The organism is Actinomyces oricola, from assembly GCF_004104015.1.
In the GTDB taxonomy this organism is placed as follows: Bacteria; Actinomycetota; Actinomycetes; order Actinomycetales; family Actinomycetaceae; genus Actinomyces; species Actinomyces oricola.
The window spans coordinates 85711-105330 of the sequence record NZ_RYFV01000002.1; the positions used below are offsets into that span (position 1 = coordinate 85711).

21 protein-coding genes are annotated in these 19620 nt (G+C 66.9%); 18 read left to right on the top strand and 3 right to left on the bottom strand.

The features are described 5' to 3' along the window. The first annotated feature begins 91 nt into the window (after window positions 1-91). The 12 genes from EUC46_RS01850 to EUC46_RS01905 all read left to right on the top strand — a co-directional run bounded on the left by EUC46_RS01850 (window position 92) and on the right by EUC46_RS01905 (window position 12542). Window positions 92-1594, top strand: coding sequence for a CoA-acylating methylmalonate-semialdehyde dehydrogenase (locus EUC46_RS01850; RefSeq protein WP_128772501.1), 1503 nt, complete (start codon window positions 92-94; stop codon window positions 1592-1594). A gap of 169 nt (window positions 1595-1763) precedes the next feature. Beyond that, window positions 1764-2696 carry a TIM barrel protein gene (locus EUC46_RS01855; RefSeq protein ID WP_128772502.1) on the top strand — a complete coding sequence of 311 codons (933 nt, stop codon included), beginning with the start codon at window positions 1764-1766 and terminating at the stop codon, window positions 2694-2696. A 49-nt stretch (window positions 2697-2745) separates the two neighbouring features. Further along, complete coding sequence (locus tag EUC46_RS01860) at window positions 2746-3753, top strand: Gfo/Idh/MocA family protein (RefSeq protein ID WP_128772503.1); 1008 nt, start codon at window positions 2746-2748, stop codon at window positions 3751-3753. Between the two features lie 177 nt (window positions 3754-3930). Next, window positions 3931-4800 (top strand): sugar phosphate isomerase/epimerase family protein, encoded by an 870-nt coding sequence (locus tag EUC46_RS01865; protein ID WP_128772504.1) that lies wholly within the window; start codon window positions 3931-3933, stop codon window positions 4798-4800. 216 nt (window positions 4801-5016) lie between these two features. Further along, window positions 5017-6606 (top strand): MFS transporter, encoded by a 1590-nt coding sequence (locus tag EUC46_RS01870; protein ID WP_128772505.1) that lies wholly within the window; start codon window positions 5017-5019, stop codon window positions 6604-6606. Window positions 6607-6902: 296 nt separating this feature from the next. Further along, window positions 6903-8048, top strand: a complete 1146-nt coding sequence (locus EUC46_RS01875; protein ID WP_128772506.1) for a zinc-binding dehydrogenase — start codon at window positions 6903-6905, stop codon at window positions 8046-8048. Window positions 8049-8403: 355 nt separating this feature from the next. Continuing rightward, entirely contained in the window at window positions 8404-9000 is a 597-nt protein-coding gene (locus EUC46_RS01880; RefSeq protein WP_241655339.1) for an HXXEE domain-containing protein, read from the top strand. Then, window positions 8997-9443 (top strand): HXXEE domain-containing protein, encoded by a 447-nt coding sequence (locus EUC46_RS01885; RefSeq protein ID WP_128772507.1) that lies wholly within the window; start codon window positions 8997-8999, stop codon window positions 9441-9443. Before EUC46_RS01880 ends, EUC46_RS01885 begins: the two co-directional genes overlap by 4 nt. Before the next feature lie 156 nt (window positions 9444-9599). After that, on the top strand, window positions 9600-11204 hold the full coding sequence (gene guaA / locus EUC46_RS01890) for a glutamine-hydrolyzing GMP synthase (RefSeq protein WP_128772508.1): 1605 nt from the start codon (window positions 9600-9602) through the stop codon (window positions 11202-11204). A gap of 56 nt (window positions 11205-11260) precedes the next feature. Beyond that, complete coding sequence (locus EUC46_RS01895; protein ID WP_128772509.1) at window positions 11261-11491, top strand: type II toxin-antitoxin system Phd/YefM family antitoxin; 231 nt, start codon at window positions 11261-11263, stop codon at window positions 11489-11491. A 2-nt stretch (window positions 11492-11493) separates the two neighbouring features. Then, on the top strand, window positions 11494-11889 hold the full coding sequence (locus EUC46_RS01900) for a type II toxin-antitoxin system VapC family toxin (protein WP_128772510.1): 396 nt from the start codon (window positions 11494-11496) through the stop codon (window positions 11887-11889). Window positions 11890-11963: 74 nt separating this feature from the next. After that, on the top strand, window positions 11964-12542 hold the full coding sequence (locus tag EUC46_RS01905) for a GrpB family protein (RefSeq protein WP_128772511.1): 579 nt from the start codon (window positions 11964-11966) through the stop codon (window positions 12540-12542). A gap of 28 nt (window positions 12543-12570) precedes the next feature. Here EUC46_RS01905 and EUC46_RS01910 read toward each other — a convergent pair whose 3' ends face one another. After that, the gene (locus EUC46_RS01910; RefSeq protein WP_128772512.1) at window positions 12571-13122 is read right to left on the bottom strand and encodes a GNAT family N-acetyltransferase; all 552 of its coding nucleotides are present in this window, start codon (window positions 13120-13122) and stop codon (window positions 12571-12573) included. 319 nt (window positions 13123-13441) lie between these two features. On the opposite strand from EUC46_RS01910, the gene EUC46_RS01915 reads away from it, so the two are divergent. The 4 genes from EUC46_RS01915 to EUC46_RS01930 all read left to right on the top strand — a co-directional run bounded on the left by EUC46_RS01915 (window position 13442) and on the right by EUC46_RS01930 (window position 17179). Next, window positions 13442-14674 (top strand): DUF2974 domain-containing protein, encoded by a 1233-nt coding sequence (locus EUC46_RS01915; RefSeq protein ID WP_164918724.1) that lies wholly within the window; start codon window positions 13442-13444, stop codon window positions 14672-14674. Between the two features lie 180 nt (window positions 14675-14854). Further along, on the top strand, window positions 14855-15853 hold the full coding sequence (guaA, locus tag EUC46_RS01920) for a glutamine-hydrolyzing GMP synthase (protein ID WP_128772514.1): 999 nt from the start codon (window positions 14855-14857) through the stop codon (window positions 15851-15853). A gap of 19 nt (window positions 15854-15872) precedes the next feature. Next, window positions 15873-16673 (top strand): Fic family protein, encoded by an 801-nt coding sequence (locus tag EUC46_RS01925; RefSeq protein WP_128772515.1) that lies wholly within the window; start codon window positions 15873-15875, stop codon window positions 16671-16673. A gap of 5 nt (window positions 16674-16678) precedes the next feature. After that, entirely contained in the window at window positions 16679-17179 is a 501-nt protein-coding gene (locus EUC46_RS01930; RefSeq protein WP_128772516.1) for a GNAT family N-acetyltransferase, read from the top strand. Between the two features lie 44 nt (window positions 17180-17223). Here EUC46_RS01930 and EUC46_RS01935 read toward each other — a convergent pair whose 3' ends face one another. Beyond that, window positions 17224-17433: a hypothetical protein gene (locus EUC46_RS01935; protein ID WP_128772517.1), complete on the bottom strand. Its 210-nt coding sequence runs from the start codon at window positions 17431-17433 to the stop codon at window positions 17224-17226. Window positions 17434-17561: 128 nt separating this feature from the next. Between EUC46_RS01935 and EUC46_RS13225 the strand changes: the two genes are divergently transcribed. Continuing rightward, complete coding sequence (locus EUC46_RS13225) at window positions 17562-17687, top strand: hypothetical protein (RefSeq protein ID WP_277750463.1); 126 nt, start codon at window positions 17562-17564, stop codon at window positions 17685-17687. A 146-nt stretch (window positions 17688-17833) separates the two neighbouring features. Next, window positions 17834-18301, top strand: coding sequence for a zinc ribbon domain-containing protein (locus EUC46_RS01945; protein WP_128772518.1), 468 nt, complete (start codon window positions 17834-17836; stop codon window positions 18299-18301). 214 nt (window positions 18302-18515) lie between these two features. Here EUC46_RS01945 and EUC46_RS01950 read toward each other — a convergent pair whose 3' ends face one another. Next, window positions 18516-19541, bottom strand: coding sequence for an aldo/keto reductase (locus tag EUC46_RS01950; protein WP_128772519.1), 1026 nt, complete (start codon window positions 19539-19541; stop codon window positions 18516-18518). Between the last annotated feature and the right edge of the window lie 79 nt (window positions 19542-19620).

Sequence of the window (19620 nt, forward strand, 5' to 3'; positions counted from 1 at the left end):
ATGACTGACTACGACCGACCGTGACTGATCACGACTGACCATCGCCGGGCCGCCGTCGGCGGGATTGCGGCATACGAGAGGACCAACTTCAATGACCATCACCCATTGGGTGGCCGGGGCGCCCTACGCCGGCACCGGCACCGACACCCTGCCCGTTGAGAACCCCGCCACCGGCGAGGTTGTTGACGAACTCCTGCTGGCCAGCGCCGAGGACCTCGATCACGTGGTCGCGGTCGCCCGCCAGGCCCAGAAGAGGTGGGCCAGGGTCTCCCTGGCAAAGCGAGTCGAGGTCATGTTCGCCATGCGCCGGCTGGTGGATGAGCACGCCGAGGAACTTGCCGATCTCATTGTGCGCGAGGGCGGCAAGACTCGCGACGATGCTCTGGGCGAGATAGCCCGCGGCCGAGAGACCATCGACTTCGTCTGCGGGGTCAATACCGCGCTCAAGGGCGAATTCACCGACCAGGCCGCCACCGGTATCGACGTGCACACCCTGCGCCAACCAGTCGGCGTGGTCGCCGGTATTTGCCCCTTCAACTTCCCGGTCATGGTCCCGGCTTGGATGCATCCGGTGGCCCTGGCCACGGGCAACGCCTTCATTCTCAAGGTGGCCTCGCTGGTGCCCAGTGCCTCCATGCTCATTGCCCGCCTCTACAAGGAGGCCGGCTTGCCCGACGGCCTGTTCAATGTCATCGCCGGCAATCGCACCATTGTCTCCAGGATCCTGGAGCACCCCGGCATTGACGCTATCTCCTTCGTGGGCTCCACCCCGGTGGCCCACATTGTCCAGAACACCGGCGTGACCCATGGCAAGCGGGTCCAGGCCCTGGGCGGGGCCAACAACCACGCCATTGTTATGCCCGACGCCCAGATGGAGTTCGCCGCCCAGCACATTTGCGCCGGCGCCTTCGGGTCCGCGGGCCAGCGCTGCATGGCGCTGCCGGTGGTCGTCGCCGTCGGCGATGCCGGCGACCGGCTCGTGTCGGCCGTTAAAGCGCGGGCCGAGAGAATCGTTGTGGGCCCCGGCACCGACCCGGCCAGCGAGATGGGTCCGGTCATTACCCGAGGGGATCTGGAGCGCATTGAGTCCTGGATCGAGGAGGCCGCACGGGCCGGGGCTGAACTGGTCCTGGATGGGCGCGGCTACCGCCCCGCCGGCGGGGCGCACGACAACGGCTTCTGGCTGGGGCCCACCATTGTGGACAAGGTCAGTACTGACCTGAGGATCTACCACGAGGAGGTCTTCGGGCCCGTGCTGGTGGTGGTGCGCGCGGGTACCTACGAGGAGGCCATAGAGCTGGTCAACTCCAGCCCCTTCGGCAATGGCTCGGCCATCTTCACCAGCGACGGCGACGCCGCCCGGCAGTTCACCGTGGACGTCGAGGCCGGCATGGTGGGCGTCAACGTGCCAATCCCGGTGCCGGTGGCCTACTACTCCTTTGGAGGCTGGAAGGAGTCACTGCTGGGCGATGTCCACATCCATGGCCCTGAGGGCGTGCGCTTCTACACCAGGGGCAAGGTGGTGACCACCCGCTGGCCCCGCCGGGGGGAGAAGGTGGGCTACGTGGGCATGAGCTTCCCCACCAACGCCTAACCCCAGTGCCCCGCCTGCCCGCCCCGGGGACGGGGCGGGCAGGTCACAGGACGGTTAACTCATTAGACCTAATGTCTTGACAAACAAGGTGCGACGAGTATCGTGTTCCATGTCATCCGAAACGATTCGGATGATGTGCCAAGCCATCACAGGAGAGGCGACGATGACAATGACGTCGAGAGCTGTCAACACCAAGAACCCGAAGTACTCAAAGCTCACCATTGGGGTCTGTCCCGATCAGTGGGGCGTGTGGTTCCCTGATGACCCCAAGCAGATGGACCCCCGCCAGGCCTGGCAGGAGATGGCCGAGGCCGGCTTCGAGATCATTGAGACCGGACCCTTCGGCTACTTCCCGACCGACCCCAAGGAACTCCAGAAGTGGTGCGACGAATACGGCATGCGAGTCGTGGCCGGCACCGGCTGGGGCATCTTGCACAAGCAGGAGGCCTGGGAGACCACCCTTTCGACCTTCCGCGCCATTGCCGAGACCCATGCCGCCGTTGGGGCGGAGTACATTGTCCACCTGCCGCCGCTCTACCGCGATGACAAGACCTGGGAGTGGACTGATGACCGGGTCCTGAGCGACGACGCCTGGAAGCTCTACGTGGAGCACGCCAACGCCCTGGGGCAGATGCTCCTCGACGAGTACGGCCTGAAGATGGTCCTCCATCCCCACGGGGACTCCCATATTGAGACCCCCGAGGAGATCGCCCGCATCTTCGAGGCCACCGATCCCGCCTACGTCAACCTCTGCCTGGATTCCGGTCACGTGGTCTACGGCGGTGGCGACCCCGTCGAACTGTGCAAGCAGTACCCCGAGCGCATTACCTATGTCCACATTAAGGCCTTTGATGAGGACATTACCCGCGAGGCCCACGAGAAGGACTGGCCCTTCGGCGAGGCCGTCACCAAGGGCGCCTCGGTCTGCCCGCCGGCGGGCCTGCCCGAGATGCACGCCTTCGTCGACGCCCTGGCCGAGCTCGACAAGCCCATTTACTGCATCTGCGAGCAGGACTGCTATCCCTGCGACCCCAGCTTCCCCAAGCAGAACGCCATCAATATGCGCACCTACCTGGCCGAGTGCGGCCTGGGACTGGCTTGAGATCTCCAGCCCCGACCCCAACCAACCCGCTCAAGGAAGAGGAAACACCATGACCATCCGCATTGGACTCATTGGCGCAGGCGGCATGGGCCGCGCCCACGTCGAGCGCATTGAGAAGGAGCTGGCCGGCGGCAAGATCGTCGCCGTCGCCGACATCAACCTTCAGGGCGCCAAGGCCGTCGCCGAGCCCTTGGGGGCCACGGCCTACGCCAGCGGCCCCGAACTCATTGCCGACCCCGAGGTCGACGCCGTCTTGATCGCCACCTTCGGCAAGGTCCACGCCCCCGACGTCATTGCCGCCGTCCAGGCCGGCAAGTACGTCCTGTGCGAGAAGCCCCTGGCCACGACGCCCGAGGACTGCATCGCCATTATGGATGCCGAGCAGAAGGCGGGGAAACAGCTGGTCACCGTCGGCTTCATGCGCCGTTTCGACACCGGCTACCAGGAGATGCGCGCTGTGCGCGAGGGCGGCGAACTGGGCCACGCCACCCTGGTTCACTGCCGTCACCGCAACCCCTCGGTGCCGGAGAACTACACCACCCGCAATATGATCGACGACACTGCGATCCATGAGATCGACATCTGCCGTTACCTGCTGGATGAGGAGATCGTTTCAGTGCGCGTGGACGTCCCGCGCGCCACTACCCGCCGCTTCGAGCACCTCCAGGACCCGCTGGTTCTGGTGGCCAAGACGACTTCCGGCGTCCTCATTGACGATGAGATCAATGTCAATATCCAGTTCGGCTACTCCATTGAGTGCGAACTGGTCATGGAGGCGGGCACTGTTCGCCTGGGGGACCAGGAGAAGACCGTCACCCGCGACGGGGCGGGCAACCGCAATGCGATCTGCCGCAGCCACATTGACCGCTTCCATGCCGCTTTCAACGCCGAGGTCCAGCAGTGGATCCGCGCGGTTGAGCGCGATGAGCACACCGGTTCCACCGCCTGGGATGGCTACGCCGCCACCTGCGTGGTGGACGCCGGCCTGGAGTCCCTGGAGAGTGGCGGCCGCGAGGTGGCCGTCTCCATGATCGCCAAGCCCTCCTTCTACGCCTGAGAGCGCGGGCGACGCCGAGTCCGGTGACCCGCCCGCTCTCAGGGCGGGCACCGGGCCGGCGCGCCGCGAGCCGAGATCATTGTCCAGGATCTGGCGAGCCACTTCCCAAATCTGATTTGTCATGACATTATGAGTTCGACGATGACGACGATGTCGTCGACGGCGAGAGGAGCCCTCATGGTCGATATCGCGCTCGACCCCAACATGTATTACCGGACCATGTCCACCCCCGCCACGCTCTACAAGGCCGCCGAGCTCGGCTACCGCTTTGTCGAGCTGTCCCCGAACGCGGACTTCCACTTCTGGCACCACCGCCCGGCCGCCGACGACGCCTTCGTCGCCGAGCTCAACAAGGCCCAGAAGGAGACCGGCGTCACCGTGCGCACCCTCAACCCGGTCTTCAACTGGTCGGCCATTGACGAGCGGGAGCGCGCCGCCCAGGTGTCCAACTGGCGTCGTCTTCTCGAACTCGCCGACGCCATTGGCGTGCGTGAGATCACCTCGGAGTTCTCCGGGGACCGCAACCGCGCCCGCGAGTCCGAGCAGCAATGGTTCCGCTCCGTCGAGGAACTCATCCCCGACTTCGAGCGTTATGGGATCCGCCTCAATATGGAGGCTCACCCCTATGATTTCATCGAACTCCACGATGATGCGCTGCGCCTGGTGCGCGCCGTCAACAAGGAGTGGATGGGATACGAGTTCTGCTGCCCCCACGCCTTCCATCTTTCCGACGGCGCCGGAGATGTTGGGCGCATGATTCGCACTGCAGCGGCTGCCGGCAAGCTCCGGGAGGTCCATGTTGCCGACGGATTCAATCACCGGGCCAACGACGGCAACCGTTACATTATTAACCCCCCGGGGGCCGACGTTACCGTCCATCAGCACAACGAAATTGGTCATGGCGAGGTCCCTTGGGACGAGGTCTTCGCGACCTTGCGAGAGGTGGGCTTCGACGGCGTCGTTTCGGTCTGCGTCTTCGGCTGGCACGAACACGCCGATGACATCCACAAACGAATGCTCCAGCGCCTGAGCGCCGAGCTCGGCTGAACCGGAGCCGCCGGCCGTGGCAAACGCCCGGTTCCCTCTCCGCGCGAGGTGAACCGGGGTCCCTGCTCCGCCACTGGCGGAGCAGGGACCTTAAACCCACTTCCCACCCCATGCGCGTCCTTCTCACATCTTGGCTCGTCGCCCCGCACACAATGAGGCGCCGGCCCCCAAAAAAGGACTGGTCGACGAAGACCGCCCCCCAACAAGGAGATTCCAATGTCCCAACCCGCATCATCGGTGGACGACTACACGCCGGACAGAATTAAAAAACTGGCAGAGGAGACGCCGCCGTCAGGGCCTAAACGCTCACTGGGCCTCATCGCTTTCGTGGCCACTCTCGGGTCGCTGCTCTTCGGCTACGACACCGGAGTCATCTCCGGGGCCCTGCCCTATATGTATCTGCCTCACGACGCTCACGGCTTGCAGATCAACGACGTTGAGGAGGGGCTCGTCGGAGCCTTCCTCTGCCTGGGCGCCGCCATTGGTGCGGCCGTGGGCGGCAAGCTGTCCGACAAGTACGGGCGGCGGCACAACATTATCCTGCTCGCGGTCGTCTTCTTCGTCGGTGCGGTGGGCTGTGCTCTGGCGCCGAGTATCTGGATCCTCTACGTCTTCCGCATCGTCCTCGGCTTCGCGGTCGGCGGTGCCTCGGGTACGGTGCCGGTGTTCCTCGGTGAGACGGCGCCCAAGCGCATCCGTGGCACCCTGGTGGCGGTGGACCAGATGATGATCGTCTTCGGTCAGTTCCTCGCCTTCTCCATGAACGCCGTCATTGCCCAGAGCCAGGGCGGCCCGCACTTCACGACCACCGACGGCCAGAGCGTCGACTGGTCGGACTCGGTGGCCACGCAGTTCGCCAACGGCATGTTCTCCATCGCCGACGGCAATGGCGCCACGTGGCGTTACATGCTCATTCTCGCATCGCTGCCCGCCATTGCCCTGTGGATCGGTATCCGTCTCATGCCGGAGTCCTCGCGGTGGTACGTGGCCAACCAGCGGATCCCCGAGGCCATCGGCTCGCTCAAGCGCGTGCGCAATGAGGAAAAGGACGGCCCCGTCGCCGACGAGATCGACGAGATGCTCGAGATCCAGCGCAAGGAGGCCAACCAGGAGAAATGGGGGCTCGCCCAGATCCTGGGAGTGAGGTGGACGAGGCGACTGCTCGGCATCGGCATTGTCCTGGGCCTGGCCGACCAGCTCACGGGCATTAACACGGCGATGTACTACACGCCCAAGGTGCTTTCGGCGGCCGGTCTGCCCATGAGCGATGCCATCTCCCTCAATGTGGTCTCCGGTGCCATTTCCTTCATCGGGTCGGCCGTGGGCCTGTATCTTGTGACTCGCTTCGCGCGTCGCCATGTGGGCATCTACCAGGAAACGAGTATTGTCATCTCGCTCGGCGTCCTGGCGGCCGTCTTCTTCTTCCTCATTGAGCCCTACCAGAACGCCGAGGGCGACATTATCGGTGCGCCGTCCTTCGCCCCCTACTTCGTCCTGCTCATTGTCAGCCTCTTCGTGTTCGCCAAGCAGTCCGGAACGGTGACCTGGGTGCTCATTGCGGAGATCTTCCCCTCCAAGATTCGCGGTACCGCCATGGGGCTGGCCGTGGGAACGCTGTGGATCGCCAATGGCCTGGTGGCCTGGCTCTTCCCCATTATGATGAAGCGGATCGGGGGTGCGGGAACCTACCTCATCTTCGCCCTCATCAACGTCGGATCGCTGCTGTTCTACCTCAAGGTCGTTCCGGAGACGAAGTACCACTCCCTGGAGGAGCTGGAGGACCGCTTTGAGAAGGAGTACAGCTAAGCGCTCCCGGGTTCCCGTCTAAGGGGTCTGAGGCCGGCGCGTCGCGCTGGCGCAATGCCCCTGGGCCCCAGGAACTCACTGCCAAGGCCGACCCCGCTGTTCCCCGTGCCGCAGCGCGCCGGGAACAGCGGGGTCGGCCTCCAGGAGTTCCGCCTGCTGCGGTGTGCGATTGCTGCGGCAGGCGGAAACCGCCATCAATCGCTTTATATGTCAAGACAAACGGTGTAATGTGAGTGGTGGCCCAATGGGTCGCAGCGCTCCGCCGGCCCTCCCCAAATACTGAGAGGCAAGTGACCATGACAAGCAACGAGGCAGTCCAGGTCCCCGACACCATGCGTGCCGCCGTCCTGCGCGACCCGGAGCAGGGGCTCCAAATGGAGACCCTGCGCACCCCTCACCCCAAGAGCGGCGAAGTCCTCATAAAGGTCGTCGCCTGCGGCCTATGCCACTCCGACCTGCACGTCATAGGCGGCGCCATTGCCTTCCCCCTGCCGGCCGTCCTCGGGCACGAGGTCTCCGGGGTCATTGTCGAGCTCGGCCCGGGCAACGAGCACACCGGCCTGGAGGTGGGGCAGAAGGTCGCCGGTGGTTTCCTCATGCCCTGCGGGCAGTGCGAAGCCTGCGCCGCGGGCCGCGACGAGTTGTGCGGCCCCTTCTTCGAGCTCAACCGCCTCAAGGGGGTGCTCTACGACGGCACCACCCGCCTGGCCACCCTCGATGGCGAGAGCGTGGCCATGTATTCCATGGGCGGCCTGGCCGAGTACGCCGTCGTCCCCTCCACCTCCGTGGCCCCCGTCCCGGACACCATTGACCTGGTCCCCTCCGCCATTCTGGGCTGCGCCGCTCTGACCGGCTACGGCGCAGTGCGCCGCGGAGCCGACCTGCGCTTCGGGGAGACCGTGGCCGTGGTGGCCACCGGCGGCGTGGGAACCAATATTGTCCAGATCGCCCGCGCCTTCGGCGCCAGCCAGGTCATCGCCATTGACGTTTCGGATGAGAAACTGGCCCCCATGTTCGACTACGGCGCCACCGCCGTGGTCAACTCGGTCACCCACAACGCCCGCGAGGAGGTCTTCCGACTCACCGGCGGCAAGGGCGTGGACGTGGCCTTCGAGGCCCTGGGCATTCCCGCCACCTGGACCACGGCGCTGGACGTCCTGGCCGACGGCGGCCGCATGGTCCCGATCGGACTGGGGGCCGGCGTGCAGACCGCCGGGGTTGAGATCAACCGCACCGTGCGCCGCTCCCAGTCGATTCTGGGCTCCTACGGCGCCCGTACCCGCCAGGATCTGCCCGCTGTTGTCGATCTGGCGGCCCGGGGCATTATTAACTACAAGGATGTCGTCTCGCGCCGCCTCCCCCTCCAGGACGCCGGCAAGGGCTATGAGGCCCTGAGGAACCGCGAAATCCAAGGGCGCGCGGTGGTCGACATGTCCCTGTGACCGCCGGCCCGCAGGGCCGGCCTGCACGCGTGCGCGTTCGGTGCGCCGGAACTCGATCGGCGGCGCACCGGGCGCGCACATGTGCGCCCGGGAGCCGATGGCTTCACCGTTGGGACCAGGCTCGATCCGCCGGCGAGCCCAGCCGTTGTGAATCTGTCGTGAATCCAAGGGGTCACTCGCCCTGGGGTCGCCGGTTCGGCTCACTTGGCCCGGCCCGCTTGGCAGTCGGGGATGGCCGCCGCGGGATTCGCGCGACCCGGCATTGCCGGCTCAATCCTCCAGATCCGGTTGCCCTCAGACGGCGCGGAGGGGCATGATAGTTATATCGCTACTGGAAGTATCGAAAGGTGTTCTTGTGGACGGCGCTCTAAGCGGCCCCATGCGGGTCCTGGTCCCTGCCTCTCTGCTCGTGTCCTTCGCCGCCAACGACGGCGAGGAGCTGGCGACCATGTCCGCAACGATGGTCGACACCCTGGCCCGCCTACCCGCAGCGGTGCGCTCCCGGGCGGGGTCGCGCCTGGAGGCGCTGGCCGTCTCCCGCAGGCACGTCCAGGTGGGGGTGGCCACCATGGGGCTGCTATACGGCGCCGCCGCCCTCGACGGCGTGCGCACGGCTGGACGGGGCTGGTTCTACCAGGACGTTCAGCGGGCCTTCGGGCTGCACGCATACGGGCACATGGCCGCTTCCGCGCTGACCCGCGGCTACACCTCCGGCGTGGCCACCTCGCCGACCGTGGTGCTGCCGGTGTGGTGGTGGGCGCGCTCGCGGCTGCGGCGCGCCGGCGTACCCGACCGCTCGAACCTGCCCCGGGCGGCGCTCATCGTCGGCTCCTGGCTGGCACTCGCTCACGCCCTGGGCGCCTGCGCCGCGGCGCATGGCGCCCGTACCGCCCCGGATGGTGCGCCCCGGGCCCGCTCAGCCGTCTCGCCGGGGGGCGGGTGGCTCCGATGAGCGCTCCCGTACGCCGCGCCCTGAACCCGGACCAGGTCTGGGCGCTCACCCTGGGGCTGCTGGCGATCCACCAGGCCGAGGAAGTCGTCTACTCGGCCCATTCCTGGCTCGAGCACGTCGGCTCAACCGGTTGGCCCCTCCTTGACGCCCACTTGCGGGGCCCGTCAGGCGGGGGCACCCCACTGGCCGACGCGCGCGTATCCCGGCGCCTGGCCGCCGTCGGGGTGCAGGCGCTCGGCGCCGGCGCCCTGTGGGCCTGCGCACGCCGCTCCGAGCCGGCCACCCGGATACTCGCTACCGGGGTGTGCTTGGGAAGCGCTGCGGCCTTCGTCATGCACATTGCCGTCTCGGCGCGTACCCGCTCGGCCATGCCAGGGCTGAGCACGTCCTTGCTGCCCGGACTGCCCGGAGCGGCCCTGACTCTGCGCGCCATCTGGGCGTAAGCGCGGGACCATCGGAGCCCATTGCCCCTCGTGTGCCCCTCGTGTCGGCCCGGGGTCGGCGTCGCGAGCCGACACGAGGGGCCGCGGCCGTCATTGCCCCTTGTCGCCTCGGGGCCGCTTCCCCGGGGCCGGCTGGCCGCTCAGTATGCTGGGTGCGTGACCACTCCCACCAGTGCTGCTCCCGGGGCGCACGCGGGCGGAGCCGTCGGGCCGGTCCTCGTCGTCGATTTCGGCGCCCAGTACGCCCAGCTCATTGCCCGTCGTGTGCGTGAGGCCTCGGTTTACTCCGAGATCGTGCCGCACACCATGGACGTGGCGGAGATGCTCGCCAAGAGCCCGGCCGCCATTATCCTGTCGGGCGGACCCTCCTCCGTCTACGCCAATGACGCCCCCGGGATCGACCCGGCCCTCTTCGACGCGGGGATACCAATCCTGGGCATCTGCTACGGCTTCCAGGCCATGGCTCAGGCTCTGGGGGGAGCAGTGGGGCGCACTGGCACCCGCGAGTACGGTCGCACCCCGGCCGCCGTCGAGACCGACTCCTGCCTCTTCGCCGGCACGCCGATCCAGCAGGCGGTGTGGATGAGTCACGGCGACGCCGTTGAGGCGGCCCCCGCCGGCTTCGTCGTGACCGCCTCCACCGAGCAAACTCCGGTGGCCGCCTTCGAGGACCGGGAGCGCCGCCTTTTCGGCCTCCAGTGGCACCCCGAGGTGCTCCACTCCGAGCACGGCCAGGCCGCCCTGGAGAACTTCCTGCACCACGGTGCGGGCATCGCGCCGACTTGGACGTCGGAGAACATCATTGATGAGCAGGTCGAGCGCATTCGCCAGCGGGTGGGTGACGCCCACGTCATCTGCGGCCTGTCCGGTGGCGTCGACTCCTCCGTGGCCGCCGCCCTGGTGCACCGCGCCATCGGCGACCAGCTCACCTGCATCTTCGTGGACCACGGCCTGCTGCGCGCCGGCGAGCGGGAGCAGGTGGAGACCGACTACGCCGTCGGCATGGGTATCCGCGTCATCACCGTGGACGAGTCCGAGCGCTTCCTGACCGCCCTGGCCGGCGTGACCGACCCGGAGGCCAAGCGGAAGATTATTGGCCGGGAGTTCATCCGCTCCTTTGAGGCCGCCCAGCGCCGCGTCGTGAAGGAGGTGGGGGCCGCCGGTGGACAGATCAGATTCCTGGTCCAGGGCACCCTCTACCCCGACGTCGTGGAGTCCGGGGACGGGGAGGGCACCGCCAACATTAAGAGCCACCACAATGTGGGCGGTCTACCCGAGGACCTGGACTTCGAGCTCATTGAACCCCTGCGCGAGCTGTTCAAAGACGAGGTGCGTGTTATTGGCCGTGAACTGGGCGTGCCGGAGAAGATCGTGGCCCGCCAGCCCTTCCCCGGCCCCGGCCTGGGCATCCGCATTATTGGGGAGGTGACGGCGGAGAACCTGCGCATTCTGCGCGCCGCCGACGTCATTGCCCGCGAGGAGCTCGCCGCCGCCGGACTCGACACGGAGATCTGGCAGTGCCCGGTCATCCTCCTGGCCGGGGTGCGGAGTGTGGGCGTCCAGGGTGACGGCCGCACCTACGGCCACCCCGTGGTCCTGCGGCCGGTCAGCAGCGAGGACGCCATGACCGCGGACTGGACGCGGCTGCCCTACGACGTGCTCGCCCGCATCTCCACGCGTATTACCAACCTCGTTCCCGAGGTCAATCGCGTGGTGCTCGACTGCACCTCCAAGCCCCCGGGCACCATTGAGTGGGAGTGACCTGCCTGGTCATGGTGGTCTTGACCAACTTAGGTCACAATGGGAGCATCACAGCCATGGCGAAGCAGTACAACGTGGCTGAGGCCAAGGCGCATCTGTCTGATCTCCTGGCAAGGGTGGAGGGCGGCCAGGAGGTCATGATCGCGCGTGCGGGCAGGCCCGTTGCTCGGCTCGTCGCCGTGGAGGAGCCGAATCGCAGGGTGTTTCCCACCTACCCGGAGTACGACATCCCTGACGAGATCCTTGATGCTCCGTTGCCCGAGGACGAGCTCGCTCTGTGGGAGTAGCGGTGGACGTCCTTCTCGACACCAATGTGGTTGTGCGGCTCTTGGGGACCGCGGGTCGCAGGATCCGCCCCGCTGCGCTCGATGTTCTTTCTCAGCCGCGCCACCGTCTGTGGGTCTCCAGCGCCAGTGCCTACGAACTCATTAGCAAGGTACGTCTAGGAAAATGGCCGCAGGCGGAGATGATCGCCTTGGGCTGGATGGACCGGCTATCTGATATTGATGCTCAGCCTCTGGCCCTGGACATGCAGGACATGATCGCAGCCGCCTCCCTGATATGGGAGCACCGGGACCCCTTTGACCGGATGCTGGTAGCGCAGGCGACGCGCCGGGGCTGGGCGCTGGCGAGCACGGACCGCGTCTTCAAGGCACTTCCGGGCGTGCAGCTCATTGCGTGCTGAGCAGGTCGAATCTGTGGCGACCAAGGAGCGTGCGACGGGGCGGAGGCGTGAGAATAGTGGAGGGAAGAGGAGTCATGGCCAAGAGGTTGCTGGAGATGACGCTCGAGGAGCTCTGGGAGCTGTTCCCCATCGAGCTGACAGAGCACCGCAGCGAGTGGGCGGCACAGTATGCGCAGATGGAGGCGAGGCTTCTGGGGATCCTGCCGAGTCGTGCGGTCGTGCGCATCAGCCACATCGGGAGCACGGCGGTCGCGGGGATCTGGGCCAAACCCATTGTCGACGTACTCGTCGAGATCGAGGAGGGGGAGGAGATGGACGTCGTCGTCAGGCTCCTTGAGCGCAGCGGCTTTCTCACGATGAGCAGCGAGGAGCGCCGGGCCTCCCTGAACGCCGGGTACACGGAGAACGGGTTCGACGACGAGGTATTCCACATCCACCTCCGCTGCGCGGGCGACAATGATGAGCTCTACTTCAGGGACTTCCTCAACGACCACCCGGAGACGGCCAAGGAGTACGAGGCGCTCAAGCTGGGGCTGTGGCACCGGTTCGAGCACGACCGCGATGGCTACACGCAGGCCAAGGGCGACTTCGTGAGACGCACGACCGGTGCGGCCCGGGCCGCGTACGGCAACAGGTACTCGGAGCGCGCCTGAGACCCGCCGCCCGTGGTCGTGCACGCCCCTACGGTTCGTGTGCGCCGCCTGACGGCCGCATGACTTTCTCGAGGCGGAGCATCTCGGCCGGGGGGTGCTCCGTGCCCGCTGGTGCCGGGTCACGGTGCGGTTCGTCGTGGGGGTCGGGGTAGTGGGCGTTGAAGAACTCGACGGCGTGGAAGCCGCAGCGGTTGATGTAGAAGTGGACGTTGCGGCGGTCGAGGTAGGGCGTGACCGTCTCCCAGACCCTCGTCTCCGGGTAGCGCGCCTCGATGGCGCGCCAGATAGCCAGGCCCAGGCCCCGGCTCTGGACCCCGTGCCTGACGTAGAGGAAGTCGAGGTGGTTGCGTCCGCCCACGGCGTCGACGGCGACGACCGCCCCGCCCAGGATCTCACCGTTCTCGATGGCGACGTAGGCGGCGGCACCCGGGCCCGAGAGCGAGGCGTCGATGTCCTCCTCAGGGAGCACGTCCTGCTCCTGCCCGAGGCTGTTCCGGGCGCCCAGGCGGAACGCTTCGCGCATATCGGCCTTGAACCGCGCGAGGTCCTTCTCCTGCAGGGGCTCCAGAGTCATCGCCATCAGTTCTTCCTGTACTGCACTTTTCGTCGTCGGCACCCCCTGGCCGTGGAGACGGAGGAGCGCCGACGAGGGACGGGTGCCTGGTGCTGGTCCCTGGGCTGGTCGTCGTGGCCCGGGGCCGCCTGGGAGGGGTCGCCCGGGAGCATTCTCCCGCCTCCGCACCCAAGGTCAACCACATGGTGCCCGACTGCACGTCCAGGCCCTTGGGCGCCGTCGGGCGGGAGTGGGTAGCGTCGTCAGCGGGACCCGGCAGCCGCGCCGCGACGTGCGGACGCCGGGTCCGGAGCGGAGGGACGGTCCTGATCGGAGGGGCAGTACAGTGAGCCGTACACGGAACATGCTCGACTACGTGCGTACCGAGCTCGACACCTTCGACGAACGCGGCTTCTGCACCGTCGACAGCCTGGTCCTGTCCTGGATGACCTACACACGGATCCCGGCCAGCGACCCGGACCTGGCGGCGGTCCGCGGCTGGGAGGGGGTGCGCCTGGCGGACCTGTACCGCGCCGAGCACTTCGACGCCTACTACGACGGCATGTGGAGCGAGAGCGCGGGCCTGGAGCTCCTCGCCGCCGTGGCCGCGAGCCCCCGGTTCCGGGACGTGCGGGTGGCGGGCTACGTGGACGTCACCGACCCCCAGGTCGAGAAGCAGTTCGCCGCCATGACGTTCCGGCTCACCAAGGACGCGTCCTACGTCGGCTACCGCGGTACGGACTCCAGCCTGGTGGGCTGGAAGGAGGACTTCAACCTCTCCTTCCGCTGCCCCGTGCCCTCCCAGGCCGAGGCGGCGCGCTACCTGAACGAGGCCGCCGCACGAGTCGACGGCGACCTGCTGGTGGGCGGGCACTCCAAGGGAGGCAACCTCGCCGTCTACGCGGCCGCGAGGGCGGCGGGGGCCGCCAGTGAGCGTGTGGTGCGGGTCTTCTCCCACGACGGCCCCGGCTTCCTGGCGGAGTTCCTGGCCACCGAGGACTACCGTCGGGTGGAGCCCAGGGTCGAGAAGACTCTTCCGCAGTCCTCAGTGGTCGGGATGATGCTGGAGCAGCAGGAGGGGTACCAGGTGGTGCGCAGCAACCGCGCCCTGATCTGGCAGCACGACCTGTTCTCCTGGGTGGTGGACGGCTGCGAGCTGGTGCACGTGGACGGCCTGGCACCCGACGCCCGCTACCTCAGCTCCACCATTAGCGCGTGGCTCGGTGCCCGAACCAATGAGGAGAGGGAGCGCTTCATCGACACCCTCTACTCGGTCATCGACCTGGGGGACGTGTCGACTACGCGTGAGCTGCGGGCCGATTGGCGCCACAGCGTCCCGGCGCGCACCCGTGCGTTCGCGAGTCTCGACGCCGAGACGAGGTCCTTCGTCATCCAGACTCTCAGGGCACTGGTGCCACTGGGGGTGCGAGTAGTCCCGGGGCTGCTGGCCGAGGACGCCCACCGGGCACGGCCCGCGGCCCCCGCGGTCGCCGAGGGACCCCGCCAGGAGCCGAGCGAGGGCCGCGGTGAGGCTACGGCCCCCATGGCCGCCGACCCCTCCACGGGGGCCCGAGGCTGACCTACCGTCCGCACCTACGGCGCCCACGGCCCCGCGGCCGCTGCCCCGTGACTGCACCCGGGGCCGCTCGCGGGCGACAGGGCGATGAGCTTGGACGGAGATGCGCAGGCGCCGTCGTCGTGGCGCGTCGTCTCACCTGTGCGGGAATGGCAGTAGGGTCGGGCAGGACCGCACTCGACGATGAAGGAGACCGCAGTGGACCTCACCTCCAACCAGCGCCCCGCCGACATGGAGCGCATCACCACCCCCGAGCTGGCGGACGCCTTCATCGCCGAGGCCACCCGGGCCGTGCGCGCGCAGGTCGGCGACGGCAAGGTGCTGCTGGCCCTGTCCGGCGGCGTCGACTCCTCCGTCGTCGCCGCCCTGCTCATCAAGGCGATCGGCAAGCAGTTGGTCAGCGTCCACGTCAATCACGGCCTCATGCGCAAGGGCGAGTCCGAGCAGGTCGTCGAGGTCTTCCGCGATCGGCTGGGCGCCAATCTCATCTACGTCGACGCTTCAGATCGGTTCCTGACCCTGCTTGAGGGCGTGACCGAGCCCGAGGCCAAGCGCAAGATCATCGGGGGCGAGTTCATCAAGGTGTTCGCCGAGGAGGCCGCGAAGCTCGACGGCGTGGGCTTCCTGGGGCAGGGCACCATCTACCCCGATATCCTCGAGTCCGACAAGGGCGTCAAGGCTCACCACAACGTGGGCGGCCTGCCCGAGGACATGGACTTCGAATTGGTTGAGCCCGTCAAGCTGCTGTTCAAGGACGAGGTGCGCGTCGTCGGTAAGCGGCTCGGCCTGCCGGAGTCCATGGTCGAGCGTCAGCCCTTCCCCGGTCCGGGGCTGGGGGTGCGCTGCCTGGGCGGGATCACCCGCGACCGGCTGGAGGTGTTGCGCGAGGCCGATGCCATTGTCCGAGCGGAGATCGAGGCCGCCGGGGAGGACATCTGGCAGTACTTCTGCGTTGTGCCCGACATGCGCGCCACTGGTGTGCGCGACGGCGAGCGCGCTTTCGACTGGCCCGTCATTATCCGCTGCGTTAACACGGTTGATGCGATGACCGCGGAGGTGCCCGAGCTGGGCTGGCCGCTCATGAAGCGCATCACCGCCCGTATTCTGGCGGAGGTCCCCGGCGTGTGCCGCGTGGCCTACGACCTGACCCCCAAGCCGGTGGGCACCATCGAGTGGGAATGACGCTCTGAAGGAGGCGTGCATGCTCGGCGTCCCCGAGACCTCGCCCGGGTCCGTGCTGCTTGACCGATTGCGGGCGGAGAAGGCGGAGAGGATCAAGGGCGGGATCTACCACCGCCTGCAGGTCGACCTCACCTACTCCTCCAACCGCATTGAGGGGAGTCGACTCTCCGAGGAGCAGACTCGTCTCATCTTCGAGACCCGCACGATCGACATTTCTGAGGGACCCGTGCGCGTCGACGATGTCGTCGAGACCTCCAACCACTTCCGAGCCGTCGACGCCGTCATCGACCACGCGGGCGAGCCACTGACTGAGAACATGATCAAGTGCTTGCACCGCGTCCTCAAGACAGCGACGGGCGACGCCGCCAAGGAGTGGTTCACCGTGGGTGACTACAAGCGCATCCCCAACGAGGTGTCCGGGATGCCGACCACTGCGCCCGAGGATGTCGCCGAGGAGATCGAGGCTCTCCTGACCGGGTATGAGCCGGAGCGCCCCCATACGCTGGAGGAGATCGTCGACATGCACGTGCGCTTCGAGCGCATCCACCCTTTTCAAGACGGTAATGGACGGGTCGGGAGACTGATTATGCTGGGGGAGTGCCTGGCCAGCGATGTCGTACCCTTTGTCATCACCGACGATATGAAGGCCTTCTACTACCGGGGCCTGCGTGAATGGGAATCACAGCCGGGATTCCTCTTGGAGACCTGCCGCGAGGCACAGGACCGGTTTAAGCAGCACCTCGACTACTTCCGCATCCCCTACGCCGGAGGAGTGGGCGCGTCGAAAGCGTCCAATGCGGGAAAGAGGGCAGCAAGGTGACGAAGATGCATGAAGACTCCGCTGCGGTCATTCGCCCGCTGCGCGAGGGCGAGGCGCACTTGCTGGAGGATTTCCTGTACGAGGCGATCTACGTGCCGGAGGGGGTCTCCACCCGACCTCCGCGCAGCATCATTGACGACGATCCGAAGTGCCGTGCCCACTTCGAGGGATTCGGGACGCTGCCCGATGACCGAGCGCTCGTGGCGGAGGTGGGCGGCAGGGCGATTGGCGCCTGCTGGGTGCGCACGACCGACTGCTACGGCCGACTGGATGCGACGACGCCGGCATTCGCAATTTCCCTATACCGGGAGTTTCGTGGGCGGGGGATCGGTACCCGAATGCTGCGCCTAATGCTGGAGGAGCTGCGGGAGGCCGGTTACCTGCGGGCATCGCTCGGCGTCGCCAAGGGCAATCCAGCCCTGCGCCTGTACGAACGGGTGGGCTTTCGCATCGTCGGGGATGGCGCCGACGACACCGAATGGCTCATGCTCAATGAGTTCAACTGAGGCCGCGGGAAACGGCTCGCCTTCGGTTGCTGATCCGCTTTCCGTCATGCTTCCACGGGGCGGAAGTGGTGGGAGGAGCCATCGAAACCCACGTCCTCATCAACGAACCCGAGTGTTTCGATCAACGTGATCACACCATTGGCGAAGTCGGCGTCAAGATCGTCGGAGAAGAAACTCAATGCGCCGCTGCTGTCGTAGGACACATTCGATTTGCCATTGGTGTGTACGACGTCGTCCTTCGCCTTCAAACTCATGAATCCGCCGCCCTGCAGTCTGTGATACTCCACGGTGTCGCCGCGTTCGTTGAGCGGCGTTCGACAAGGGGCTGGGCGCCATTAACGCCTATGCGCTCGTCAACCGCCCTGACGCGGTCCGCGAGGTCATGGGGATCGGCGAGGAGGAGACGCTCGCCACCGGTATTGCGGTGGGCCACACGGCCCACAGTCGCCTGGCCGCCTTCGCCCCCTCCCACGTGGACGTGGAGGAGATCCTGACCATGAGGGACTGACGCCCGGCTGCCGCTGAACGGTGTGACGATCCGTCCTTCCGCTCTGCCTCGCATGGGGGCAACATCCAGTTGCTCGATATTCGGGCGGCCTCGTGCTTTCCTTGAGACGGCGGCCGGTGATGAGGGCTGCGGAAAGGAGACGCACAGTGTCCATTGGAGAGGTAATTTCTGAGGCCCGGACCTCCCGGGGGATGACGCAGAGTGAGTTGGCGGGCAGGATCTTCGTGACCCGGCAGGCGGTCTCGCGCTGGGAGACCGGGGTGACGACACCGGGCGTCGATATGTGCAAGCTTCTTGCCGTCACCCTTGACGTTCCCGTCACCCGCCTGCTGGAGATGCCGCCCGAGCCCTTCTGTCAGAGCTGCGCCATGCCCTTGACCACTGAGAAGGAGCACGGCAGCGAGGCCGACGGCGTGAGGTCTGAGGACTACTGCGCCTGGTGCTACCAGGATGGGGAGTTCACCGCCCCCGGGCCGATGGAGGAGCTTATCGAGTACAGCGCCCCCTTTATGTCCAAGGGCGTCCACATTACCGAGGATGAGGCCATCTCCTATATGGCCGCTGTCCTGCCCGGCCTCAAAAGGTGGAAGGATCAGAAGGACCAGGAGGACTGAGTCGGGCTCACTGCGGGGCGATGAGCAGCGCGACTCCAGGAGAGACTTCGGCCCGCCGGCGGCTTGTTCAAACCCGGTGGCGCGGGGGAGAGCCGGTCACCCGCGCCACCGGGCCGCGTGAAGGCGCTACAGGTGGCGTTGCGTCTGTGAGGCGCCGCTTTCGCGCGCCACAGGCAGCGCGAGTCGGGCGTTCCGCCTGCGGGGCCCGGGGTGGTCAGGCTCGGTGCCGGGCCCGGTTCAGGCGGGCGGCAGCGGGCGTGTTCTGCGCCATGACCCCAACCAGGGGGTGCGGCACGTAGGCCTCCTCCAGGGCGGCCAGATCGGCGTCGTCGAGCACAAGATCCATGGCGCCAACAGCGCCCTCCACATGAGAGCGCTTGGTCATTCCCACCACCGGCGCCGCTGTGCGAGTCAGCAGCCAGGCCAAGGAGACCTCGGTCATGCTTGCCGAGTGCCTGGCCGCCACCTGCGCCACGCGATCTATCACCACAGCGTCGGCCTCGGCGGTGGCGTCGTACTTCATGCGCGCGTAGGCGTCCTCCCTCAACCGGCGCGTGACAGTGCCCACCGGGCGGGCCAGGCGACCTCCGGCCAGGGCGCTGTAGGGGGTCAGGGCAATGTTGTTCTGGTCGGCGAAAACCGTCATCTCCCGCTCCTCCTCCCGGAACAGGAGGTTGTAGTGGTTCTGGACGGACACGAAGCGTTCCCAACCGTGGGCCTGCGCCAGGGCATTGGCCTGAGCGACCTGCCAGGCGAAAGCGTTAGCGATACCAATGGCGCGGACCTTGCCCTCCCGCACCGCCCGGGTGAGGGCGGCCAGGTACTCCTCGATCGGGGTGCCCCAGTCCCACATGTGGAGGATGTACAGGTCCACATGGTCCATGCCCAGATTGCGCAGGCTGGCCTCCAGGCTCTGGCGCAGATGCTCGGCGCCACTGAGGCCGGCGTCAATGGCCTGGGCGGGGCGGGGGAGGAACTTCGTGGCCACAACCACCTCCTCCCGCCGGGCGCACTGGCGCAGGGCCCGACCCAGGTACTGCTCGCTGGTACCGCCCTGGTAGCCAATGGCCGTGTCGAAGAAGGTGATCCCCTGCTCCAGGCCGTAGGTGATGATTTCACGGGAAGCGTCCTCGTCCAGAGTCCAGGAGTGCTGTCCCGCCGAGGCCTCCCCGAACCCCATGCACCCCATGGACACCCGCGAAACGCGGATCCCCGAGTCACCTAGCGCCGTGTACTGCATCCGTGTGCTCCTTAACCTCTATCTGTCGTGTCAGAAGTGTCGGGTGCCATGGGGAGGCTACTTCAACTGTGATTCCGCA

What these genes read in the sequence shown, in the direction of transcription:
- EUC46_RS01850 (WP_128772501.1), top strand. Translation starts at nt 92, where the DNA reads ATGACCATCACCCATTGGGTGGCCGGGGCGCCCTACGCCGGCACCGGC.
- EUC46_RS01855 (WP_128772502.1), top strand. Translation starts at nt 1,764, where the DNA reads ATGACGTCGAGAGCTGTCAACACCAAGAACCCGAAGTACTCAAAGCTC.
- EUC46_RS01860 (WP_128772503.1), top strand. Translation starts at nt 2,746, where the DNA reads ATGACCATCCGCATTGGACTCATTGGCGCAGGCGGCATGGGCCGCGCC.
- EUC46_RS01865 (WP_128772504.1), top strand. Translation starts at nt 3,931, where the DNA reads ATGGTCGATATCGCGCTCGACCCCAACATGTATTACCGGACCATGTCC.
- EUC46_RS01870 (WP_128772505.1), top strand. Translation starts at nt 5,017, where the DNA reads ATGTCCCAACCCGCATCATCGGTGGACGACTACACGCCGGACAGAATT.
- EUC46_RS01875 (WP_128772506.1), top strand. Translation starts at nt 6,903, where the DNA reads ATGACAAGCAACGAGGCAGTCCAGGTCCCCGACACCATGCGTGCCGCC.
- EUC46_RS01885 (WP_128772507.1), top strand. Translation starts at nt 8,997, where the DNA reads ATGAGCGCTCCCGTACGCCGCGCCCTGAACCCGGACCAGGTCTGGGCG.
- EUC46_RS01895 (WP_128772509.1), top strand. Translation starts at nt 11,261, where the DNA reads ATGGCGAAGCAGTACAACGTGGCTGAGGCCAAGGCGCATCTGTCTGAT.
- EUC46_RS01905 (WP_128772511.1), top strand. Translation starts at nt 11,964, where the DNA reads ATGGCCAAGAGGTTGCTGGAGATGACGCTCGAGGAGCTCTGGGAGCTG.
- EUC46_RS01910 (WP_128772512.1), bottom strand. Translation starts at nt 13,122, where the DNA reads ATGGCGATGACTCTGGAGCCCCTGCAGGAGAAGGACCTCGCGCGGTTC.
- guaA (WP_128772514.1), top strand. Translation starts at nt 14,855, where the DNA reads ATGAAGGAGACCGCAGTGGACCTCACCTCCAACCAGCGCCCCGCCGAC.
- EUC46_RS01925 (WP_128772515.1), top strand. Translation starts at nt 15,873, where the DNA reads ATGCTCGGCGTCCCCGAGACCTCGCCCGGGTCCGTGCTGCTTGACCGA.
- EUC46_RS01930 (WP_128772516.1), top strand. Translation starts at nt 16,679, where the DNA reads ATGCATGAAGACTCCGCTGCGGTCATTCGCCCGCTGCGCGAGGGCGAG.
- EUC46_RS01935 (WP_128772517.1), bottom strand. Translation starts at nt 17,433, where the DNA reads ATGAGTTTGAAGGCGAAGGACGACGTCGTACACACCAATGGCAAATCG.
- EUC46_RS13225 (WP_277750463.1), top strand. Translation starts at nt 17,562, where the DNA reads ATGGGGATCGGCGAGGAGGAGACGCTCGCCACCGGTATTGCGGTGGGC.
- EUC46_RS01950 (WP_128772519.1), bottom strand. Translation starts at nt 19,541, where the DNA reads ATGCAGTACACGGCGCTAGGTGACTCGGGGATCCGCGTTTCGCGGGTG.